This is a genomic window from Arenibaculum sp., from assembly GCF_035998295.1.
GTDB lineage: Bacteria > Pseudomonadota > Alphaproteobacteria > Azospirillales > Azospirillaceae > DASYHS01.
Window position 1 is genome coordinate 1 of the sequence record NZ_DASYHS010000279.1, and the last position, 21,825, is coordinate 21,825.

The following is a 21,825-nucleotide window of genomic DNA, read 5'->3' on the forward strand; positions in this document are numbered from 1 at the left end:
CAAATCGGCGACGGAGCATGGCTTGGCCGACATCCTGACCGAAGTCGTCCTGATGGACCGGATGCCGTTGACCTTCAACGCGCTGGTCGTCGAATACACCACCCACTGCACGGCGCGATGCGCGATGTGCTATCAGGCCGCCGGGCCCAAGGGTTCCGACATCCTCAGTTCGGCACGGCTGTCCGAGGACACGATCCGGCGGCTGGTGCGCGAGGCGCGGTCGATCGAGAGCCTGGAGCCGCGCTTCCACATCACCGGCGGCGAAGCCTTCATCGACGAGGACATGCTGCTCCGGATGGTCGCGTTCGCCCGCGACGAAGGCTTCTCCACCCTGACCACGACCACGAACGCCTTCTGGGCGGCCAAGCCGGAGCGCGCGCTCGCGCTCTGCCGCAGCGCCAGGCAGGCGGGCCTCACGGGCATGGAGATAAGCTGGGACCATTGGCATCGCCCCTTCGTCGATGCCGAGGCCGTCAGCAACTGCCTGGACGCCTGCGCCGCGACCGGCATCGATGCCAATCTCCGCATCCTGTCGACGCGCTCGCACTCCTATGCCGAGGCGCTCGCCCTGATCAGGCCGGACTCGCTGGCGAAGGTCGGCAGCGTGACCTGCGCGCCCGTCCATCCCACGGGGCGCGCCTCGCGCGAACTCGACCTCGACGACGTCTATCACCAGGGCACGCTCGACGACACCTGCCACTCCGTGCTCAACCTCACGGTCAACGCGCGCGGCGACGTGTCGCCCTGCTGCGCCGGGCTGGACCAGCTGTCCTCGTACCGCTTCGGCAATGTCGGGGAACGGCCCCTCCACGACATCGCCGAGCGCCTGAACCGGTCTCCGATCATCCGGATGCTGGTCTTCCGGGGCGTGCGCCACCTGCTGGCCGCGATGAAGGAAGCCGGCGTCGAGGTCGAGGGCGACTACCGCGGCATCTGCCATCTGTGCTGGTCGATCTTCTCCGATCCCGCCCATGTCGAGGCGCTGGAGACGGCGATGAGGGAGCGCCGCCGCGGCGCCATCGGCGCGGCGATCGCGCGCCTGCGGGACGCGGCGGCGGTCCAGGGCGTGCCCCAATGAGCGGCGTGCCCCCTGCCCTCACCCCTGCCCCTGCTCTGCCCTCGCCCCTCGACTTCGCGGGTCCCGGCCGGCCGCTGCTGCGCGCCTTCCGCTCGATCGCGATCGTGCTGGAACGGATGCCCGGGCCGGCCGCCGCGCTCGGCCCCGACGTGGCGGCCCTCGCGGACTGGATCATCCGCTGGGACAACTGGTTCCGGCTCGCCGCCGGCATGGACCGCGGCAACGGGCTGCATCTGCAGTATCGCCGGGACGCCGTCGTCGTGACGGACCTGGACTTCGCCGACCTCCTTACGGCAAGGCCGATCGGCGAGGCATGCCGGACCGCCGGCATCGGCTTCGGCGCGCCGGTGCTGATGTCGGCCGCCATCGCGCATCGCGGCGAACTCGTCTCGGTCCTGGGCGAAGGCTGGCTGCAGGCGCTGACCCTGGTCCACGACCTTCCCGCCGGGGACGCCGGCGCCCTCGTCCCGTTCGTGGAGGAGATCTTCTCGACCGGCCTGCAGGTCCAGCTCGCCGGCAATCCCGCCGACTTCCTGCGAAGCGGCCTCCTGGATTCCCCGCTGCTCAACGCCCGCAACGTCACGATCAACCCGAGGAACCCGGGCGCGCCCGAGGCGCCGTCGCTGCGGCCGCAGCCCTGTCTGCCGCTAATGCGGCTATATGTCGATTCGACCGGCCGTCTCTATCCCTGCCTGGGGATGCTGGGGTTGGAAGCCGGATGCCTGGGGCACATCGACGACGCCCTGGAGGACACGGTCCTCGGCGGCCTCCCCTCGCCGCTCGACCTCGCGGAACTGGCCGTGGCGGGCCCCGTGCTCACGGGGGATGACCTCCCCGCCCGCCACCTGGGCCTGCCGACGGCCTGCGAACGGCACCGAAGCGCGATCGGGGCCTGATCAGGTCTTGGGGCTTTTGGGGCCCTTGGCGCTCTCCCGGCCACGCAGCGCGGCCAGCCTGGCCCGGTCCGTGGCGGCGACCGCACCGGAAGCGGCCACGGCCGTGGTGGCATAGACGGCGACGGCGTTGTTCGACGCGACGACGGCGACCGCCACGTCCCTCGGCGCCTTGAGCACGCGCCCGCCGGGCAGCCGGATGCCGGCCTTGTCGAGTCCCTTCAGGCGCGCCACCTCGGCCAGCGCCTCGGTCTTCACCGCGGCCGTCACCGCCGACACGGCGGCAGCGGCCACCGTCGCGGCCCCGGCCATCACGCAGGCGTTGGGCTGCTGGCGCATGTAGGCGATGTCGCGCAAAGCCCCGGGAGACAGGCGGTTGCCGAGGCGCTCCTTCAGGTTGGCGCCGAAGACCACGGTATCGACGATGTCGCGCACCAGCGCGGGGTCGAGCAGCACGCCGCTGTCCCGGGCGAAGCCGACCGGGTCTTCGAGGAAGCGCTCGGCCTCGTCGGGACGATCGATCAGCCCTTGCAGGAAGCACACCTGCACGTCCGGGGGCGAGGCGCCGACCCATGCGACGGCCTCGCGGGTGGCTTCCCAGTCGGAGCGCGCCTTCTCGTCGCTCCTGGCGACCTCGAGCGCGATGGAGGCGGCGGCGGACTCGGTCCGGGCGCCCGCCCCGGCTCCGGCCCCGATCCCGGCTTCGTCCTGCGCGTCGCGGACGAGGCGCAGCAGCTCGCCGACGGTCAGGTTCGCGACCGGCGTCTCGAGATCGACGTCCCGGCGCTCGGCCGGCACCGGCGGTTGCTCGCTTTCGTTGGAAACGGAGTCGTCCGCGCTGTGCTTCGGGCCATCTGACACGACAGGCTCCTTCGAAAGCTACGCTTCAGTGGTTCACTTTTTCTACCATAGCACGATTTCCGCTCCGTTTTCGAGCGGCGATGTCATGCCTGTCGGGGTTACGTGACGAAGGCGCCGACCAACGCCGCCAGCAGACGTATCACGGCCGCCAGGCCGAGCAGGACCGACGCCAGGGAGACCAGGCCGACGAGGAGCTCCGGGGCACCGGCCGGGGCCGCGACGGGGCCGTCGTCCGCGGCCGGTATCCGGGCGTCGGCCGCCGCCACGCGCTGTCCCGTATGAAGGAAGGGGTCGTCGCTCCCCTCCCCGGCCGCCGGTTCTTCCGTGTCCGGCGGCAGGACGGCGCCTTCGAACCTGATCGGCAACGACCGGGCGACGGCGAAGAACGCCCGGTCCTGTGCCTGGAAGTGCAGATGCGGCTCCGTCGAATGGCCGGAGTTGCCGCAGGCGCCGATCGGCTCGCCCTCGCGGACGCGCTGCCCGGGCCGGACCGGCACGCTGCCCCGGCGCAGATGGGCGGACAGGCTGATCCAGCCGTCATCGTGCCGGATCAGGACGAAGTTGCCCCGGGGGTCCGCGGCCCGCCAGTCGATCCAGCCGAGCCCGGGACGGGGATGGTCGCGGCAGCCGTCGCGGATCGCGATCACCGTGCCGGCGGCGGCGGCGAGGATCGGCATGCCGAACGCCGGATAGGTCGTCAACGGACCAGCCTCCGGCTCCCGCCCGTCGGCCGTGTCCCGGACGAAGTCGTAGGCGAAGCGCTGTCCGATCAGGTACCAGGAATGCGATGTGCCCGGCGTCGAGCCGCCCCTGTGCACCCGCCAGGTGCCCTCGAAAGGAAGGCGCGCGGTTACGACCGGCAGCGCCGCCGGACCTCCGACGAGATCGCGCAGGACCAGCGCCACCTGACCGGCCGATTGCCCGATCGACCAGAGCGCGATCCGGGGATTGAGAAGGAGGGACGCGGCGAGCGTGGCGTAGAAACGCGCATAGACCGCCCCGTCCGAGGTCTTCCCCACCGTGTCATCGCGCTTCGCCATTCCAGGCGATGATGTTGTCGTAGACGGCGTCGGTCAACCGCACAGCGGAGTTGCCGGTCACGTGCCCTCCCCTGTGGATGCCGACCACGTACCGCTTGGCGTTGAACTCCGCCCAGACCGGGGCGCCGCTTTGGCCGCCGGCGGTGTCGATGTCGTAATGCAGGATCTGCGGCTCGAGGCGCAGGATCTCGCGGGCATGGTGCCACTGCGTGCCGGTCGGCTTGTCCGCGGGATAGCCCGAGAGCTGGACGGTGCTGCCGGCCAGCGCCTGGTCGTCGACGCTGGCGATGCCGAAATAGCCGAGGCTGCCGCCGTAGGCGGCGTCGGCCGGCAGCAGGATCGCCCCGTAGTCCAGGCCGGGCGTCTGGTCGCGCACCCACCCCCCGACGCTCCGGAAGCGGCGGGAAACGGTCGAGCCGTACGGGCGCTCGCCACCGTCTCCGGCCGGTATCACCTCGATCTCCCGCACCCAGCCCCCGCGTTCCGCGATGTGGACGACGTGCCCCGCGGTCACCACGAGGCGGGGCCCGGCGAGCCATCCGGTGCCGAACCACTGGGTGCCGTCCGCCGCGATCACCCGCAGCATGCAGATGCAGCGCCAGGGATAGTCGAGCGTGGGCGTGACCCGGACGCGATCGTCGAACCCGAGCACGACCTCCAGCATCGTGCTGGTCGCCTCGGGATGGCGCATCAGCAGCGGCGCCGGCTCGTCGGCCCGCAGCCCGGCGAAGCAGATGTCGGCGGCCCCGACGATCCCGGGGGTATCGGCCTGCTTCGCCTCCTCGACCGAGCATGAGGTCTCGTGCCGGCGCGCCGCGGTCGACATCTCGCGCACGCGGCACATCGGCGACTTCTGCCGCTCGATCGCCGGCGGCGCCAGCTCGCCCGGCACGGCGTCGTCGGCCGGATCGGGAACCGGTGCCGGCGCCTGCACGCCGGGGCCGCGCCGCTTCGGCGTCGAGCCCTTCTCGTCCTTCATGATCACGGTGCGCTGCCCTCCCCTTCGCTGAATTGCCGCCCGTCGGCCCCGGTCCCGGAATCGACCTCGGCCTCGGGATCGCGCCTCGCCAGATGCGAGGCGAGCGTGCGCGCGTCGAAATGGCCCGGCATGTCAGGGCCGGCCGCCATCACCCGGTCCAGGGGGATGCCGGCGATCTCCGGGACGCGGTCGGTCCGGGCGTCGTCCTCCAGCCGGATTTCGAAGCGGCCGGCGTCGAACGGCTCGCCGGGCGCCGAGGCGACCTTGACCACCCGTTCGCGCAGCCCCCGTTCCTCCAGGGTGAGCGCGCGGTGGATGCAGTAGGGATTGTTGCCGAGACGGCCGAGCAGGCTGTGCGCCGTCCACGAGCAGCCGCCGGTGCAGACCTCGGCGTAGTAGCAGGTGCCGCAGAAGCCCCACAGATCGGCCGGCCCGCGGCGCCCGATCGAGGTCAGCTCCGGCGTCTCGCGCACGATCTCGCGCAGCGGCCGTTCGCGGACGTTGCCGCCGGTGAAGCTCCGGGTCGCCAGCGAAGGGCAACCCTTGATCTTCCCGTCCGCCTCGATCCCGATCACCTGCCGGCCGGCGGTGCAGCTGCTCCAGTGCACGCCGGCGTCCCCGCCATAGCGCAGCGCCCGCTCGTAGGGGCCGAAATAGCCGATGTTGTTCGCCACGACCATCGCGATGCCGGCGGGGTCGAGGATCTGCTCGCGCACCCAGACCAGCAGCGGGAAGATCTCCAGCAGGTCGTCCGGCTGGAGCAGCAGGTCGGGCCGGTCGGCGGCCCGGCCCATGGCGACGGTGAGATGGATCTGCCAGGCCGCGGAGCCGACGTCGCGCATCAGGCGGGCGATGCCCGGCATCTCGGCCGCCGACAGCAGGTTGAGCTGGGAATTGGTGGCGAGCCGGATCGGGCTCCCGGCGATGCGCCGCGACGTCTCCACGGCGGCCCGCCACGAGCCGGACACGCCGCGCTGTGCGTCATGCGTCGCCTCCAGCCCGTCGATCGAGACGCCGATCGAGGAGATGCCGGCCTCGACCGCCTGCTCCAGCCGTTCGGGGCCGAAGTTGCGGCCGCCGGTGGTCATGCTGCAGCCCATGCCCAGGCTCGTGATCTCGCGGGCGATGCGGTGCCAGTCGCGGCGCATATACGCCTCGCCGCCGATCAGCGTGACCTCGCGGATGCCGAGTTCGGCCATCTGGTGGACCAGGTCCAGGCATTCCTCGGTCGACAGCTCGGCGGTGCGCACCTTCCCCGCGCGCGAGCCGCAATGGAAGCATTTGAGGTCGCAGCCCAGCGTCAGCTCCCACACGGCGTGGCCGGGAGGCGTGAAGCCGGCGTCCGGGTCGGCCGCGCGGTTGCGGGGAAGCGCGGCCGGATCGTCGTCCAGTTCGGGATCGCGCCGCGGGCGGGGCGGCGGCGGCGGCGGCGACGCGGCCGCGAGGAACGCCGCGGCCCGTCCCGAGCGGCCCGGCTGCGCTGCCATGTGGGCGAGCGTCCCGGGCGGCGGCGCCGCCGGCTCGTCCAGGATCCCGGCGCCGCAGAACGGGCAGCGCGTGTCCTCGATCTCGTCCTCCAGGCGGACGTAGCGCCCACAGCCCGGGCATGAGGAATAGCCGTACTGGCTGACGCGCAGTTCCCTCGTCATGCGGTGTCCTCCACGCCCGCGCCCGCGCCCGCGCCCGCGCCCACGCCCGCTAGGACGGCGTGGACGTCGAGGTCCTGCGCCAGGCGGAGCGCGAAGGCGAGCCCGTCGTCGACCAGGCGCCGCAGCGATCCGCTCTCCCGCGTCGTCCCCTCGACGGTGAATCCCAGCCACCAGAACTGGCGGACGACGAGGAACGGCCGGATCCAGGCGGCCTCGGTCACGCTCAGGGGCCGGATGCCGGCATATCCTCCCATGAAGCCGTTCCAGACCGGGGTGCCGCGGTCGAGGCGGAAGGTGTTCCAGATGAAGGTCGCGAGATCGTAGGCGCGCCAGGTGCGCGCGGCATGCTCGAAGTCGAAGTAGCGGACTCTGCCCTCCTCGTCGATGAAGGCGTTCTCGTGATGGCTGTCGCCGTGGCAGAGGCCGAACGCCCCCGGCTCTCTCGGCAGCCGGTCGAGCCAGCCGCCCAGCCGGCCGGCCAGTTCCCCGATGCCGTCGGGCATCCGCCCGCCGAGATAGTCGCGGACCGTCCGCACGGGGCCGTCGACGAGATCGTCCCGCTCGCCCGCGGGTGCGCCGCCGGCATCGCCGTAGCCGTCGGAAAGCCGATGCAGCGTCGCCAGAGCCCGGCCGGCGGCCTCGGCGTCGTGCGGGGTCGCCTGGCAGGGCCGTCCCGGCAGGTGCTCGTAAAGCGCGCCCAGGCCCTCGAATGGATGGGCGACCTGCATCTCGCCCGGAATGTCGCAGCGCTCGAACGGGCGGGCAGCCGGTCCGCCCCGGCATGCGAGATGACGCTGGTAGCCGAGCTGCCAATGCAGCCGCGTCACCGTGCCGGTTTCCATCGGAACGGCCTTGAGCAGGAACCGGCGTCCACCGGCCCGGACCGGGCGGATCACGTGGCGGCCCGGTCGCCGCGGCTCGACGACCGTGTCGGCAGGAAAGCCGTACGACTCCACCAGCTTTGCCTGCCAGCCGGCGGAATGCTCGTCCGTCATTGCAGCCCGGACTCGGCCGGCGCCTCTCCCGCGAGGAGCGGCTCCTGTTCCTGGAGCAGTTCGCGGCGATGGCGTTCGCAGATCCAGGGCAGGCCCGTGTAGCGCTGGGCCGGCTCCGGATGCGTCAGGTCGGGGCCCGTCCGCGCGAGCCGGTCGAGGCACAGCGGATAGGGCTGGCCGCCGAGCACCGTCCGCTCGATGGGGTCGTCGATCCTTCCGAGACGGGCGGCCGGCATTCCGACCAGGCCCAGGCAGGGAAAGATCTCCCCCGTGGTATCGACATAGACGCGCAGCCGGGCGAAGCACGGCTGGACCGGCCGCGAGGGGATCGGCAACGTCTCGCCGGTCGTACCGTCCTTGGGGTGGATGGTGATCTGGGTGCTGAGCACGTCCGGGTAATCGAGGAGGCCCAGCTCGCGGATCCGGTCGTAGACCCCGATGAAGCCTATGTGCCCCTTGGTTCGGACGATCGCGCTGAGGATCCGGGCCAGGGCCTCCTCGTCGCCGACGACCTCGTCGCCCGCGACGGAAAGCGCCAACGTGCTGACCCCCGGGCAGGCGACGAGTTCGTTCATCCGCGGCTCGGCGGCAAGGGCCTCGTCGAGCGGGATGGTGACGGAGAAGCCGAAGCCGAGGCCCGCCGCGCGCCGGGCGACCATGCCGATTTCGGCGACGTGATCGAGCAGCCGGTCCCCGACCACCGTGACGTCCCGGTGATAGAGCAGGTGCAGGCGCTCGTTGCGCTCGCAGCCGATCGCGACCTTGTACCAGTCGTCGAAGCGCTCGAGCCAAGCGGCCAGCAAGTCGGGGCTGGGCTCCAGACCGCCGTTCGCGTCGCTGCGGACCAGGAGAGCGACCGAGCGCAGCCACTGCGCCGCCGGCTGCCTTCCGGTCGAGAAATCAATCGGCTTCGGCGTGCGCGCAGCAATGTGGGTCATGGTCATCAACCGCTGTTTCGATCCGCGAGTGCTCCAGGCGATCGAGCGCCCGGCTGAGGGCACGCTGGGTCGCCTTCTCGAGTTCGTCGTCGAGCGCGCGGACGCATTCGGGATCGGAGAAGATGCGCCAGCACATGTGGCAGATCCCGTTGTACTCGCGGCCGACGTCGATCCCCGACCGTTCGAGCAGCGGCGCCAGCGCCGCGATCCCGGAGAACACGACCGTCCGCACGACCGGCGACCGGTTCAGGCGTTCCGCGATGGCGTCGAGGGACGCCTCGCGCACGTTGCCGAACACGTAGTCGGTCTGGTCCAGGCCTGCGCAGCAGGGATAGACGTTGCCCCTGGCGTTGACGGTGAGGTTCAGGACGCTGTGGCAGTTGCCCTCGATGTTGTTCTGGCGATGGAAGTCCTCGGGCGGGATCATCTTCGCCGCGCGTCCGGTCGCGAACACCGGTCCTCCGGATACCCGGCTGGCGCGGGCGAGCGCCTCGGGCCGCAGGAAGGACAGGGCCTCAGAATAGGAGTGCGACTTCGTGCAGAGGATGCGGAGGTTGGTCTCGATCTCGAACTCGCTGCAGGCCTCTAGGCAGTTGCTGACCGCATCGCCCGAGACATAGGGCTTGTGCCAGTAGTCCCAGCTGATTTCCATGCTGGTCACCCCGGCAGCGCGCAGGCGCTCGCAGACCGCGCGGGCGCGGTCGGGCTTGTTCGCCCAGTAGGCGTTGGTCGTGGTTGTGATGTCGAGGAAGCCCGCCTCGCGGGCGGCGGTGAACAGTTCGATGCAGCCGTCGACGTCGATGAACGCCTCGCCGCCGCTCAGGTGAAAGCGCGGGTAGAGCGTCTCGATCGTGCTGGCCTCTGCAATCACCCGCTTGATTTCCGCCGTCGTCAGCGACTGCGTTCCCCAGGTGTCCGAGCCCTTGGGCCCTGCCGACTGGTAGCACATCGCGCATTTGGCGTTGCAGCGCGTCGTGTTCTCCACGACGAGGCCGGCATAGAAGATCGGCATGTCCTGCAACATGGCCAGCCGCACGACGGCGTCGTTCACGGCGACCGGATCGGGAGAAACCTGCATGAGGGCACCGTCAGGAATAAGGCTGGCGCCGCACCTCCCGCCGGCGGCGGTCGCCGCCGGCGGAAGCGCGCGCATGGTTCCAGGGAGCCGTTCTCACATCGAGAATCTGCCGCCGCCGGGCATGCGGATGCCGTTCGGGCCCAGCCCCTTGAGCGCCGCGAGGTCGCTGATCTTGCTGGTGCGCACGACCGTGACGACCGCCTCGACCACGGCGGCGGCGGCTGCCACCACGGCCGCTCCCGCCACCACCGCGGCCGGAACGGCGGCCACCGAGGCGTTGGAGCGCATGTCGAGGAAATCCTGGGCTGCCCGGCCGCCCAGCTTGCCCATCAGCGCACCATCGACATTCACGTCGAACAGGAGCCCGTTGGCCACTTCGCGGACCACGTCCGGGTCGAGAAGGACACCGTGGTCGACCGCGTAGTCCTTGGGCGACGAGGTGAACTTGCGAGCTTCGGCCGGATTGTCGATCAGGCCCTTGATGAAGGCGATCTGGGCCTCGACCGGCGATGCGCCGGCAAGCTTCACGGTCTTGGTGAGATTCTGCCGGCGCCGCGCCACCACGCGGTTGTCCGTGGCGATCTGCGCCTCGATCTGGGCGGCTTCGGGTACGCTCGATGCACCCTCGCCGGACCCGCCGGAAATGCCGCCCGCATCGTTGCCAACGCTGCCCTCGCCGAACTTCGACATGATTGCCCCTCCCTGTTTCAGTCGTCGTAAGGAAGTCCCGTGATCGAGTGTTTCACGGAGGGCGGGCAATACACAATCCGAAAATATACGTTTGCGGTACTTCTTATATAATTTTATTACCTACATTTGTATGCAGGTGAGACTCATCGCCCGGCTCCGGTCGTCGTCTTCTCGTTCCTCTCGACCTGCCGCTCGACACCCACCGCCATCCTGCGCTCCGCTTCCCCCGCAAGGTCCGCACGGCGGCGGCCGAGGCGCGAGAGTTCCGGCGAGCGGCCGTAGAGGACCAGCGTGTCTCCCGGCCGGATGACGGTGTCGCCCCTGGGCGCCCCGGCATAGTGCCCGTCGGGATGGGAGACGCCGAGGACCAGCACACCCTCGTCGGGCAGGCGCATGTCCTCGAGGTTCCGGCCGGCGAGCCAACTGGCTTCCTGAACCTTCAGTTCCATGATCGCGTACTCGCCCGCGAGATGCAGGAGGCCCGCGTAGTCGCGAACGTCCAGGTCGGTATACCGCTTCAGGGCCCGGGCGATGACCCGCGACATCCACACGCCGATCCAGGGGCTGCGGGCCAGGAACCAGAGGCCGGCCAGGCCGCCGACGAGAGCGGCTACGCGCAGGAGGCCGTCCCCGCGCTCGTCCACGGTGACGAACGACAGCATCAGCGTGGAGGCGGCGGTAACCAGGCCGGCGCTGCGCAGGAACATGAGCGCGCTGACGATGCGCCGGCGCACGGGATGCCCGACCACCTGTTCGGACTCGGCCGTCGTGAACCCGGTGCCGGTCCAGGCCGACCGGGCCTGGAAACGTGCTGCCTCACGCGATATGCCGGTGAGGATCAGCGCCTCGGCGGCGACCCGCACCACGATCAGGGACAGGAACAGGACGAAGAGAAGGGACGCGATGGCGATCATGACCGGGCTGAAGCAACCTCCCTCGCCTGCCGACGGGCAGGTACGGAGGTTCGACCGCCGGGCCGGGAAATGGTTCCGCTTAGGGTCCTGCGTTCAGCCCGCGACCTCGATCACCAGCCCGTCATGGGCCGGCAGCACGCCCGGCGGCAGCATGGCGCGCACCGTTTCGTAGTCCATGGTGTGGTTCATGTGGGTCAGGAAGGCCCGCCTCGGCCGGACCCGCTCGATCCATTCCAGCGTGATCGGCAGATGCGCGTGGACGGGATGCTCCGGCGCCACCCGCACGCAGTCGACGATCCAGGTGTCGATGCCCTCCAGCAACGCGAACGCCGTCTCGTCCAGGCGGACGACGTCGGTCGAATACGCGAAGGCCCCGATTCGGAAGCCCAGGCTGGCGCTGAACCCGTGGTCCTGCACGATCGGCGTCACCATGACTCCGCCGACCTCGACCGGCCCTTCGATGAGCCGCGGCTCGACATGCGGCTTGTAGAACATCGTCGCGCCGTAATGCAGCGGCTCGAACACGTAGCCGAAGCGGGAGCACAGGGCTTCCATCGTCTCGGCGTCGGCATAGCCCGGCAGCGGGCCGCCCGTCATGATGTTGACGCCGCGCAGGTCGTCGATGCCGTGCGTGTGATCGGCATGGCCGTGGGTCCACAGCACCGCGTCGATACGCCGGACCCGGTTCGCGATCAGCTGCTCGCGCAGGTCCGGGCTCGTGTCGATCAGGATCGCGAGGCCGTCCACCTCGACCAGGACCGACGGCCGGGTTCGCCGGTTGCGCGGGTCCGCGGGATCGCAGGCACCCCAGTCGTTGCCGATCAGCGGCACTCCGGCCGAGCCACCGCAGCCGAGGACGGTGACCCGGACCGCCACCGTTCAGGCCCCCGCACCCATCCCGGCCTCTTCCGCCGGGGCCGGCATCCGCGAGAACAGGCGCAGGGCGTTCTCGGTGCTGCGGCGCGCCAGCTCGGCCGGCGTCACGCCCTTGACCTCGGCCACGACCGCCGCCGTGTGGGCGACGAAGGCCGGCTCGTTGCGCTTGCCGCGCTTGGGCACCGGCGCCAGGAACGGCGCATCGGTCTCGACCAGGATGCGGTCGAGCGGGACCGTGCCGACGATCGCGCGCAGCTCCTCCGAGTTGCGGAACGTCACGATGCCCGACAGCGAGACGTAGAAGCCCATCTCCAGCGCCTTCTCGGCCAGCGCCCGGCCCGAGCTGAAGCAGTGCAGCACGCCGTCCAGGCCCCTGCCCGCCCCCTCCTCCTCCAGGATCCGCCCGGTGTCCTCGTCGGCGTCGCGGGTATGCACGATGACCGGCAGGCCGGTGTCCCGCGCCGCGCGGCAATGGATCCGGAACGAGCGCTCCTGCGCGTCGCGCGGGCTCTTGTCGTAGTAGTAGTCGAGCCCGGTCTCGCCGATCCCGACCACCTTCGGATGGGCGGCCAACTCGGCGATCCGCTCCGCCGAGACGCCGGCGAGCTCGCTCCCGGCGTTGTGGGGATGGACGCCGACCGTGCAGTAGACGTCGGGGTAGGCCTGCGCGATCTCGCGGATGCGGTCGAACCGCGACAGGTAGGTGCAGATCGTGATCATCCGGGCCACGCCGGCCCGGCGCGCCCGCGCCACAACCTCGTCGCGCTCGTCCGCGAAATCGGGGAAGTCGAGATGGCAATGGCTGTCGACCAGCATCACCGCGCACCCTCCCCGGCCGCCGGCTCAACATAGCGCGGGAACACGCCCTGCGGCGCCGGCAGCGGCGTGCCTGCGACCAGCGCGTGCTCCGGCGACAGCGCCGCGAAGCCGCGCGCGTCCGCCGGCACGGCGAGCTGGTCGAGGATGCGGGCGGACGCGTCCGGCATCACGGCCTGGGTCAGCAGGGCCAGGTGCCGGATCGTCTCCGCGAGCACGTAGAGCACGGTCGCCATGCGCGCGGGGTCCGTCTTGCGCAACGCCCAGGGCGCCTGCTCGTCGACATAGCGGTTGGCGTCGCCGATGACGGCCCAGATCGCCTCCAGCGCGCGGTGGAAGGCCTGCACGCCCAGCTCGCGCCGGCACGTCTCCAGCAGGGCGCGCGCCGCCGCCAGCAGCCGCTCGTCGGCGGGAGAGAACGGTCCGGGCTGCGGCACCGCGGCGCCGCAGTTCTTCTGGATCATCGACAGCACGCGCTGGACCAGGTTGCCGTAGTCGTTGGCGAGGTCGCCGTTGATCCGGTTCATCATGGCGCGGTGGGAGAAGTCGCCGTCGTTACCGAACGGGATCTCGCGGAGCAGGAAATACCGGGTCGGCTCCAGCCCGTAGGTGTCGACCAGCGTCTGCGGCGCGATCACGTTGCCGAGCGACTTCGACATCTTCTGGCCCTCGACCGTCCACCAGCCATGGGCGAAGACTCGCTTCGGCGGCTCCAGCTCGGCCGCCAGCAGGAAGGCCGGCCAGTAGATCGCGTGGAAGCGCAGGATGTCCTTGCCGACCATGTGCAGGTCGGCCGGCCAGTAGCGCGCGAACCCGCTCCCCTCGCCCGTCTCGGGATAGCCCGTCGCGGTGATGTAGTTCGTGAGCGCGTCCAGCCACACATACATGATGTGGTCGGGGTCGCCGGGCACCGGAACGCCCCATTTGAAGGTCGTGCGGCTGACCGACAGGTCCTTCAGGCCGGAGCGTACGAAGGCCATCACCTCGTTGCGCTTGCCCGGCGGCAGGATGAAGTCGGGATTGCGCTCGTAGAACTCCAGCAGCCGGTCCTGCCAGGCCGACAGGCGGAAGAAGTAGCTCGGCTCCTCGACCCACTCGCATTCGGCGCCCGACGGGGCGACGCGCCTGCCGTCGGCGGTGACGGTCAGCTCGTCCTCGCCGTAGAACGCCTCGTCGCGCACGGCGTACCAGCCGGCATAGCTGCCGAGATAGATCTCGCCCCTGTCCTGCAGGCGGCGCCACAGCGCCTGGCACGCCTCGATGTGGCGCGGCTCGGTCGTGCGGATGAAGTCGTCGTTGGAGTAGTTCATGACGCGCCGGAGCGCGCGGAAGTTCTCCGATACCCGGTCCGTGAAGGTCTTGGGATCGACCCCGGCCGCCTTGGCGGACTTCTCCACCTTCTGGCCGTGCTCGTCCGTGCCCGTCAGGAACTTCACGTCCCGCCCGTCGAGCCGCATGAAGCGCGCCAGCACGTCGCAGGCGAGCGTCGTGTAGGCGTGGCCGATATGCGGCACGTCGTTGACGTAGTAGATCGGGGTCGTGATGTAGTAGGGCGTCGGCCCGGCCATGTCCGGCTTCTCCGCAGCGGCAGTGTCAGGCAGCCGCCGCCTCCACCGCGAGCAAGGCGTTCAGCACCACCTGTTTGCGATCGAGATTGGCGCTGTCTGCGCGAGAAAAAAGGCGGTTGACCTTTTCCCACACCTCAACCCAGCGATCAAGCCCGTGTTCCCCGGCCAGGCGGCGCATCAGGTCTTCCTCGCCCGGCACCACGGGGGCCGGCAGTTCGGCCCGCGCGATGGCGCGCACGAGGCGCGACAGCCACCAAACCAGCAGGGTCGACGCCACCTCGTAGGCGGTGTCGTTGCCCCGCCGGGCGAGCTTGTCCCCGAAGGCGTGCAGCGCCACCGCGTCGAGGCGCGGCAGTTCCTCCAGCAGGCCGAGCAGCTCGCGATAGAGCGCGAGGCCGCCGGCCTCGGCCAGGTCGAGCGCGCGCCCGACGGACCCCTCCGCGAGGCGCGTGAGCGCCGTCAGGTCGTCCTCGCCCATGTCCGGCCGGTGGCGGCGAAGCAGCGCCAGCACGGTCGCGTCCGGCAGCGGGTTCAGCGCCAGCCTGCGGCAGCGCGACCGGATCGTCGGCAGCAGGCCGCCGGGATTGTCGGTGACCACGACCAGCAGGGCGCGCTCCGGCGGCTCCTCCAGGATCTTGAGGATCGCGTTCTGGCCCGCGGAATTGAGGCGGTCGGCCCCGTCCAGCACGACGACCCGCCAGCCGCCCTCGGCGGCGGTCAGCCGCAGGAAGGGCTGGATGCGGCGGACCTCGTCGACGGGGATGTCGCGCTTGAGCCGACCCTTCTTCTCGTCCATCGGCCGCTCGACCGTCAGCAGGTCGGCATGTCCGCCGGCGGCGACCCGGCTGGCTACGGGATGGCCGGCGGGCAGGCCGAGGCCGTCGGCCGCGGGCGCGGCTCCGAACAGCCCCGCCCCGCCGTCGCCGCCCTGGGCGAGGACGAAGCGTGCGAGCCGGTAGGCGAGCGTCGCCTTGCCGATGCCCGGGACGCCGCCCAGCAGCCAGGCATGCGGCATCCGGCCGGAGTTCCAGGCGTCGAGCAGCAGCCTTTCGGACGCTTCGTGGCCGAACAGGTCGGTGGTCTGTCTCGGGTTCGGGATCGGTGCCTGGCTGCTCACGTCACACCCCTTCCGGCTAAGGCCGGCGTCGCGTTGGGGCAATCGGAGCGCCGCGGGAGTGGTGAGCGCGCTGGGGCTCGAACCCAGGACCTACTGATTAAAAGTCAGTTGCTCTACCGGCTGAGCTACGCGCTCCCGTCGGCGACCGGCGCGCACCATAGGGTCTGGCGGCGGTCGGGTCAACCGTCCGCTGGCACCGATCCTTCGTGCGCGAAGCGGTCGTTCAGGCGCGTCGCGACGTTCTTCGAGACGAAGTGGCTGATGTCGCCGCCGAGCCGCCCGATCTCCTTCACGAAACGGGACGAGATGAACTGGTGGCGGTCGGAGGCCATCAGGAACACCGTCTCGATGCGCGGGTTGAGGCGGGCGTTCATGCCGGCCATCTGGAACTCGTACTCGAAGTCGGAAACCGCCCGCAGGCCGCGGATGATCACCGAGGCGCCCATCTCGCCGGCGAAGTGCATCAGCAGGGAATCGAAGGCCCTGACCTCGATGCGCGTGCCGTTGGTGTTGAGCAGGGCGATGTCGTCGCGGACCATCTCGACCCGTTCGTCGGTCGAGAAGAGCGGCCCCTTCCCGGCGTTGCGCGCCACGCCGACGATCAGGTGCTCGACCACGCGGGCGGCCCGCTGGATGATGTCGAGATGGCCGTTGGTCACCGGGTCGAAGGTACCCGGATAGACGCCGATACGCTGCGCGCTCATATGTGCCTCTCGCCTGGTCGCGGTGCCGGCTTCATGCGTCGCCGGGCGCGGCCCCGTCCGGGGTCGCCTGCTGGTCGCTCTCTTGAGCCTGCTGGTCGTTCTCCTGAACGTGCCCGTTGCCGTTGCCGTTCAGGGCGTCCTCGGACACCCGGGCGACCGAGACGACGCGCTCCTCGGCGGCGACGCGGAACAGCGTGACGCCCAGGGTCTTGCGGCCCGCGATCCGGACGTCGTGCACCGGCATCCGGATCATCTGGCCGCCGTCCGTCACCAGGATCACCTGGTCGTCGTCGCCGATCGGGAAGGTGGCGGCGATGTTGCCGTTGCGCCCGCTCAGCTCCATGTTCCAGATGCCCTGCCCGCCCCGGCCGGTCACGCGGTACTCGTAGGACGAGGTCCGCTTGCCGAACCCGCGGTCGCTCACGGTCAGGATGAACTGCTCGCGCGCCTGCAGCTCGTCGAAGCGCTCCTGCGTCAGCACCAGGGCCTCCGACGGCTCGGCATCCGGGTCCGGGTGCTCGTCGCTGGCCGCCTCCTCGCCCGCCGCGCGGCGCAGCGCGTTGGCCTGGCGCAGATAGGCGGCGCGCTCGTCCGGGCTCGCGTCGACATGGCCCAGCACCGACATCGCGATCACCTCGTCGCCTTCGGCGATCCGGATGCCGCGGACGCCGGTGGAGGTGCGGCCACTGAAGATGCGGACGTCCTCGACCGAGAAGCGGATGCAGCGGCCGCCGCGCGTCGCCAGCAGCACGTCGTCCTGGTCCGAAGCCGTGCGGACCGCGATCAGCCGCTCGCCCTCCTCCTCCAGCTTCATCGCGATCAGGCCGTTCGCGCGGATGTTGCTGAAGTCGGACAGCCGGTTGCGGCGGACGTTGCCCCGGGACGTCGCGAACAGGACGCACAGGTCGCCCCAGGTCGTCTCGTCCTCGGGCAGCGCCATCACGGTCGAGATCGTCTCGCCGTCGACCAGCGGCAGCATGTTGACCAGCGCCTTGCCGCGCGCCTGGGGCGTGCCGAGCGGCAGGCGGTACACCTTCAGCTTGTAGACCTGGCCGCGGCTGGAGAAGAACAGCATCGGCGTGTGGGTGCTGGCCACGAACAGGTCGGTGACCGTGTCCTCCGCCTTCAGCGCCATGCCCGCCCTGCCCTTGCCGCCCCGCGCCTGGGCGCGGTACGTCGACAGCGGCACGCGCTTGATGTAGCCGGTCTGGGTCACCGTGACGACCATGTCCTCGCGCTGGATCAGGTCCTCGATGTCGGCCTCGAACTCGGCCTCCTCGATCGTGGTGCGGCGCGGCGTGCCGTAGCGCGCCTTCATCTCCACCAGCTCCTCGCGCAGGATGCGCAGGAGCAGGTCGCGGTTCGCCAGCACCTCGAGGTAGTAGGTGATGCGGTCCGTGACTTCCTTCAGCTCGGCCGCGATCTTGTCACGCTCCAGGCCGGTCAGCCGGTGCAGGCGCAGGTCCAGGATCGCGCGCGCCTGCGCCTCGGACAGCCGGTAGGTGCCTTGCGCGCTGACGGCCTGCCCAGGGTCGTCGATCAGGTCGATCAGCGGCGCCACGTCGGCGGCAGGCCACTCACGCGCCATCATCTCCGCCCGCGCGGTCACGGGATCGGGCGCGCGCCGGATCAGGAGGATCATGTCGTCGAGATTGGCGACCGCGACCGCCAGGCCGACCAGGGTATGGGCCTTCTCCCGCGCCTTGCCCAGCTCGTACTCGGTGCGCCGCGTGATGACCTGCTCGCGGAACGCGACGAAGGCGCGGATGATGTCGCGCAGCGTCATCAGTTCCGGCCGGCCGCCGTTCAGGGCCAGCATGTTGACGCCGAACGAGGTCTGCAGCGGGGTGTGGCGGTAGAGCTGGTTCAGCACCACGTCCGGGACCGCGTCGCGCTTCAGCTCGATGACGACGCGCACGCCGTCGCGGTCGCTCTCGTCGCGCAGGTCGGAGATGCCCTCGACGATCTTCTCCTGGACCGCCTCGGCGATCCGCTCGATCATGCGCGACTTGTTGACCTGGTAGGGGATCTCCGAGACGACGATCGCCCAGCGGTCCTTGCGGATCTCCTCGATCTCGGTGCGGCTGCGGATCACGACCGAGCCGCGGCCGGTGTGGTAGGCGCTGCGGATGCCGGACTTGCCGAGGATGGTGGCGCCGGTCGGGAAGTCCGGGCCCGGCACGATGTCGATCAGCTCGTCGACGGAGATGTCGGGGTTGTCGACATAGGCGCAGCAGGCGTCGATCACCTCGGTCAGGTTGTGGGTCGGGATGTTGGTCGCCATGCCGACCGCGATGCCGCCCGCGCCGTTGACGAGGAGGTTGGGAAAGCGCGCCGGGACCACCGTCGGCTCCAGCACCGACTCGTCGTAGTTCGGCTGGAAGTCGACCGTGTCCTTGTCGATGTCGTCGAGCAGGGACTCCGCCGCCTTCGCGAGGCGCGCCTCGGTGTAGCGCATCGCCGCGGCCGGGTCGCCGTCCATGCTGCCGAAATTGCCCTGGCCGTCGATCAGCGGCAGGCGCATCGAGAAGTCCTGCGCCATCCGGACCATGGCGTCGTAGATCGCGCTGTCGCCGTGCGGATGGTACTTGCCCATCACGTCGCCGACGACGCGCGCGGACTTCTTGTAGGGCTTCGTGCTGTCGTAGCCGCCTTCCTTCATCGCGTAGAGGATGCGGCGATGCACGGGCTTCAGCCCGTCGCGCACGTCGGGAAGCGCGCGGCTCACGATCACGCTCATGGCGTAATCGAGATACGACCGGCGCATCTCCTCTTCGATGGTGACGGGCGCGATGTCCGTGTGGGGCGGGTTCGGTACGGAGGTCAAAAAACCGGCTCGACTGTCAGGGTGGACGAAATGATGGGACGGCGGACCCCGCCGTCCCTACCCATATGGGAATTTCTAGCAGTTTTCGCATCTGCGAACAATGGCGCCTGGCCATTATATATCCTGCCTGCCCGGGATGCAGGCATTTTGCTAGAAAGCCGTCCCGGCCGCCGCCCGACGGCCACGTGGCGGCTGCCAGGAACTTCAGCGACGCCTGCGGTGTTGGCCGTTCAGGATGACCACTGGTGGAGCGGGCCGATGAGGAACCGCACAGCGATCGACAGGCGCGGCCGAGCTGTGGCCGCGGCACGCGACCGGGAAGACCACTTGCGGGCGATGGCGCTCGTGGCCGGCGCGGCACTGATGGCAGGCTGCTTCTACGGCCTGGCCGTCTTGTCCTGAACACGCCCGAAGACAATGACGGATACAGCATGACAGGACCGATTCCCGGCGTTCCCGGCGAGCAGCCGGCCGACCCGCCGATCACGCCGCCCGGCCAGCCGCCGGGCGAGGTGCCGCCGATCATCGAGCCGCCGCCCGGGCAGCACCCGCCGCCCGAGATTCCGCCGCCGACGGAGGTTCCACCCGATACCGTGCCCCCGGTCAGGGCCTGACCGCGGTCACGCCTGGCCGCGCAGCCTCTCGTTGCGCCGCCGCAGCAGCTCCAGGACCGCGAGCAGGGCCGCCGCGACGACGATCAGGATCGTCGCGGCGGCGATGATGGTCGGGCTGATGTTCTCGCGGATGCCGGAGAACATCTCGCGGGGCAGCGTCCGCTGCTCCGGGCCGCCGACCAGCAGCACGACCACGACCTCGTCGAAGCTGGTCGCGAAGGCGAACAGCGCGCCCGAGGCCACGCCGGGCCCGATGAGGGGCAGCGTGACCCGGAAGAACGTCGTCAGCGGCCCGGCCCCGAGGCTCGCCGCCGCGCGCGACAGCGTCGTGTCGTATCCGCGCAGCGTGGCGCTCACCGTGATCACGACGAAAGGCGCGCCGAGCGCGGTCTGGACCAGGATCAGGCCGGTATAGGTCGCGTTCAGATTGAACTGCGCGAAGAAGAAATAGACCCCCACCGCCGTGATCACCAGCGGCACCACGATCGGCGACAGCAGGATCGCGGCGACGGCGGTCTTGCCGGGGAAGTCCGCCCGGGTCAGGCCCAGCGCGGCCATGGTGCCGAGGATGGTAGCCAGCAGGGTCGAGACGGCACCGATGTAGAGGCTGTTCCACAGCGAGCGCGTCCATGCCGGGTCGGTGAAGAACTCCTCGTACCAGCGCAGCGACAGCCCCTGCAGCGGATAGGTCAGGAACTGCCCGGAATTGAACGACAGCGGCACGATCGCCAGCACCGGCGCGGTCAGAAAGGCGAGGACCAGGGCGCTCGACACGTAGAGCAGGCCGGTCCAGACCCGTTCCTGCATGCTTTTCGGACTGCTGTGCGGGTTGCTGCCGGCCATGGCGTCGTCCTCCCCTTCCCGTTCAGCCCAGCCGGATGCGGTCGACGCCGAGCAGGCGGTTGAAGACGCCGTACAGGACCAGCGTCGCGGTCAGCAGGATCGCCCCGAGCGCCGCCGCCATGCCCCAGTTGAGGCTGTCGGAGGTGTAGAAGGCGATGAAGTAGCTGATCATCTGGTCGGCCGCCCCGCCGACCAGGGCCGGCGTGATGTAGTAGCCGAGCGCCAGGATGAACACCAGCAGCGAGCCGGCCGCCACGCCCGGCAGGACCAGCGGCAGATAGACCCTCGCGAAGGCGGTGGCCGGCGGCGCGCCCAGCGACCGGGCCGCGCGCACGTAGTGCGGGGGAATGCCCTTCATCACCGAGTAGAGCGGCAGGATCATGAACGGCAGCAGGATGTGGGTCATCGCGATGTAGACCCCGATCCGGTTGTAGATCATGCGCACCGGCTCGTCGACGATGCCGAGCCAGAGCATGGCGCCGTTGATCAGCCCCTGCTCCTGGAGCAGCACCACCCAGGCGGCGGTGCGGACGAGCAGCGAGGTCCAGAACGGCAGCAGCACGAAGATCATCAGCAGGTTCGAAATCCGCGCCGGCAGCGAGGCGAGGAGATAGGCGACGGGGAAGCCCAGCAGCAGGCACAGCCCGGTCACCACGATCGAGACCGTGAAGGTCCGGGCCAGCACCGTGACGTAGATGGCGGAACTCGGCGGGACGGACGCGATCGCGCCGTCGGCCGCCTGCCGCAGGTCGAGTGCCGCCAGCAGGAAGAAGCCCGTCAGCGGCCCGCTCGCCTGCTCGACGGCGGCCCAGGTCTCCGGGTCGGCCCAGCGCGGATCGGCCTCGGTCAGCGTCGCGCGCCAGTCCGGCGACGTCTCGGGCAGGCCCCGCGCCGTCCCGAACACCAGCGAGCGGCCGTTGTCCACGGCGTAGTTCAGCCGCCGCGCCGCGGTCGCGAGCGTCCGTTCCTCCCGGCTCGCGCGCAGGTCGGCGGCAAGTGCCGCGAAGACGTGCTCGGGCGGCACGGTCGACCGGTCGGTCCATTCCGCCACCGCCACGGCGACCCGCGGCCAGACCGCCGCCAGTTCGGTGTCGTGGACGCTCCGGCGCAGCATGTCGCCGATCGGCAGCACGAAGGTCGCGAGCAGGAACAGGAACAGCGGCGCCGTGAGGCCGACGGCCTTCAGCTTGCGCATGCGCTGGGTGCGGCGCAGGCGGCGCTTCAGCGCGTCGGGGCTGTCGGCGTCGGCGGTGCCGGCGGCCGGGTGGCCGGCCGCCGGCGGTGCCAGGCTCTGGTCGGGCATGTGCGCTCCGGAGACGGGGTCCGGCGGGCCGGACCCCTCTTC

The 21,825-nt window shown here is 70.4% G+C and carries 21 protein-coding genes and 1 tRNA gene; 4 read left to right on the plus strand and 18 right to left on the minus strand.

What is annotated here, in order from left to right; genetic code table 11:
* Positions 1-1,078: radical SAM protein (locus VGO20_RS25945; protein WP_327505309.1), on the plus strand; the 1,078-nt coding region annotated here is incomplete at its 5' end.
* On the plus strand, positions 1,075-1,974 hold the full coding sequence (locus VGO20_RS25950; RefSeq protein WP_327505310.1) for a hypothetical protein: 900 nt from the start codon (positions 1,075-1,077) through the stop codon (positions 1,972-1,974). The genes VGO20_RS25945 and VGO20_RS25950, both read left to right, overlap by 4 nt.
* On the opposite strand, the gene VGO20_RS25955 is transcribed toward VGO20_RS25950, so the two are convergent.
* The 16 genes from VGO20_RS25955 to gyrA all read right to left on the minus strand — a co-directional run bounded on the left by VGO20_RS25955 (position 1,975) and on the right by gyrA (position 18,963).
* The gene (locus tag VGO20_RS25955; protein ID WP_327505311.1) at positions 1,975-2,832 is read right to left on the minus strand and encodes a hypothetical protein; all 858 of its coding nucleotides are present in this window, start codon (positions 2,830-2,832) and stop codon (positions 1,975-1,977) included. It abuts the gene before it with no gap.
* A 98-nt stretch (positions 2,833-2,930) separates the two neighbouring features.
* Positions 2,931-3,851, minus strand: coding sequence for a M23 family metallopeptidase (locus VGO20_RS25960; protein WP_327505312.1), 921 nt, complete (start codon positions 3,849-3,851; stop codon positions 2,931-2,933).
* A 4-nt stretch (positions 3,852-3,855) separates the two neighbouring features.
* A complete protein-coding gene (locus tag VGO20_RS25965) occupies positions 3,856-4,851 on the minus strand; it encodes a trypsin-like serine peptidase (protein ID WP_327505390.1) in 996 nt (331 codons plus the stop codon).
* A gap of 2 nt (positions 4,852-4,853) precedes the next feature.
* On the minus strand, positions 4,854-6,500 hold the full coding sequence (locus VGO20_RS25970) for a radical SAM/SPASM domain-containing protein (protein WP_327505313.1): 1,647 nt from the start codon (positions 6,498-6,500) through the stop codon (positions 4,854-4,856).
* Complete coding sequence (locus tag VGO20_RS25975) at positions 6,497-7,495, minus strand: phosphotransferase (RefSeq protein WP_327505314.1); 999 nt, start codon at positions 7,493-7,495, stop codon at positions 6,497-6,499. Before VGO20_RS25975 ends, VGO20_RS25970 begins: the two co-directional genes overlap by 4 nt.
* Complete coding sequence (locus VGO20_RS25980; RefSeq protein WP_327505315.1) at positions 7,492-8,433, minus strand: SPASM domain-containing protein; 942 nt, start codon at positions 8,431-8,433, stop codon at positions 7,492-7,494. The genes VGO20_RS25975 and VGO20_RS25980 overlap by 4 nt, the downstream gene beginning before the upstream one ends.
* The gene (locus VGO20_RS25985; protein WP_327505316.1) at positions 8,396-9,511 is read right to left on the minus strand and encodes a radical SAM protein; all 1,116 of its coding nucleotides are present in this window, start codon (positions 9,509-9,511) and stop codon (positions 8,396-8,398) included. The genes VGO20_RS25980 and VGO20_RS25985 overlap by 38 nt, the downstream gene beginning before the upstream one ends.
* 93 nt (positions 9,512-9,604) lie before the next feature.
* On the minus strand, positions 9,605-10,201 hold the full coding sequence (locus tag VGO20_RS25990; protein ID WP_327505317.1) for a hypothetical protein: 597 nt from the start codon (positions 10,199-10,201) through the stop codon (positions 9,605-9,607).
* 143 nt (positions 10,202-10,344) lie between these two features.
* Complete coding sequence (locus VGO20_RS25995; protein WP_327505318.1) at positions 10,345-11,115, minus strand: TrkA C-terminal domain-containing protein; 771 nt, start codon at positions 11,113-11,115, stop codon at positions 10,345-10,347.
* Positions 11,116-11,208: 93 nt separating this feature from the next.
* Positions 11,209-11,991 carry an MBL fold metallo-hydrolase gene (locus VGO20_RS26000; protein WP_327505319.1) on the minus strand — a complete coding sequence of 261 codons (783 nt, stop codon included), beginning with the start codon at positions 11,989-11,991 and terminating at the stop codon, positions 11,209-11,211.
* A 3-nt stretch (positions 11,992-11,994) separates the two neighbouring features.
* Positions 11,995-12,807 carry a TatD family hydrolase gene (locus tag VGO20_RS26005; RefSeq protein WP_327505320.1) on the minus strand — a complete coding sequence of 271 codons (813 nt, stop codon included), beginning with the start codon at positions 12,805-12,807 and terminating at the stop codon, positions 11,995-11,997.
* On the minus strand, positions 12,807-14,375 hold the full coding sequence (gene metG / locus VGO20_RS26010) for a methionine--tRNA ligase (protein WP_327505321.1): 1,569 nt from the start codon (positions 14,373-14,375) through the stop codon (positions 12,807-12,809). Before metG ends, VGO20_RS26005 begins: the two co-directional genes overlap by 1 nt.
* Before the next feature lie 25 nt (positions 14,376-14,400).
* Complete coding sequence (locus VGO20_RS26015; RefSeq protein WP_327505322.1) at positions 14,401-15,492, minus strand: DNA polymerase III subunit delta'; 1,092 nt, start codon at positions 15,490-15,492, stop codon at positions 14,401-14,403.
* A gap of 59 nt (positions 15,493-15,551) precedes the next feature.
* A tRNA-Lys gene (locus VGO20_RS26020) sits at positions 15,552-15,627 on the minus strand.
* Between the two features lie 44 nt (positions 15,628-15,671).
* Positions 15,672-16,196, minus strand: a complete 525-nt coding sequence (gene coaD, locus VGO20_RS26025; protein ID WP_327505323.1) for a pantetheine-phosphate adenylyltransferase — start codon at positions 16,194-16,196, stop codon at positions 15,672-15,674.
* A 31-nt stretch (positions 16,197-16,227) separates the two neighbouring features.
* Positions 16,228-18,963 (minus strand): DNA gyrase subunit A, encoded by a 2,736-nt coding sequence (gene gyrA / locus VGO20_RS26030; RefSeq protein ID WP_414639905.1) that lies wholly within the window; start codon positions 18,961-18,963, stop codon positions 16,228-16,230.
* A gap of 318 nt (positions 18,964-19,281) precedes the next feature.
* Here gyrA and VGO20_RS26035 point away from each other — a divergent pair, with 318 nt between their 5' ends.
* Both VGO20_RS26035 and VGO20_RS26040 read left to right on the plus strand, forming a co-directional pair.
* The gene (locus tag VGO20_RS26035) at positions 19,282-19,425 is read left to right on the plus strand and encodes a hypothetical protein (protein ID WP_327505325.1); all 144 of its coding nucleotides are present in this window, start codon (positions 19,282-19,284) and stop codon (positions 19,423-19,425) included.
* Between the two features lie 29 nt (positions 19,426-19,454).
* Positions 19,455-19,637 (plus strand): hypothetical protein, encoded by a 183-nt coding sequence (locus VGO20_RS26040; RefSeq protein ID WP_327505326.1) that lies wholly within the window; start codon positions 19,455-19,457, stop codon positions 19,635-19,637.
* Between the two features lie 6 nt (positions 19,638-19,643).
* On the opposite strand, the gene VGO20_RS26045 is transcribed toward VGO20_RS26040, so the two are convergent.
* Positions 19,644-20,480 (minus strand): ABC transporter permease, encoded by an 837-nt coding sequence (locus VGO20_RS26045; protein ID WP_327505327.1) that lies wholly within the window; start codon positions 20,478-20,480, stop codon positions 19,644-19,646.
* Between the two features lie 22 nt (positions 20,481-20,502).
* Positions 20,503-21,783: an ABC transporter permease gene (locus VGO20_RS26050; RefSeq protein WP_327505328.1), complete on the minus strand. Its 1,281-nt coding sequence runs from the start codon at positions 21,781-21,783 to the stop codon at positions 20,503-20,505.
* Between the last annotated feature and the right edge of the window lie 42 nt (positions 21,784-21,825).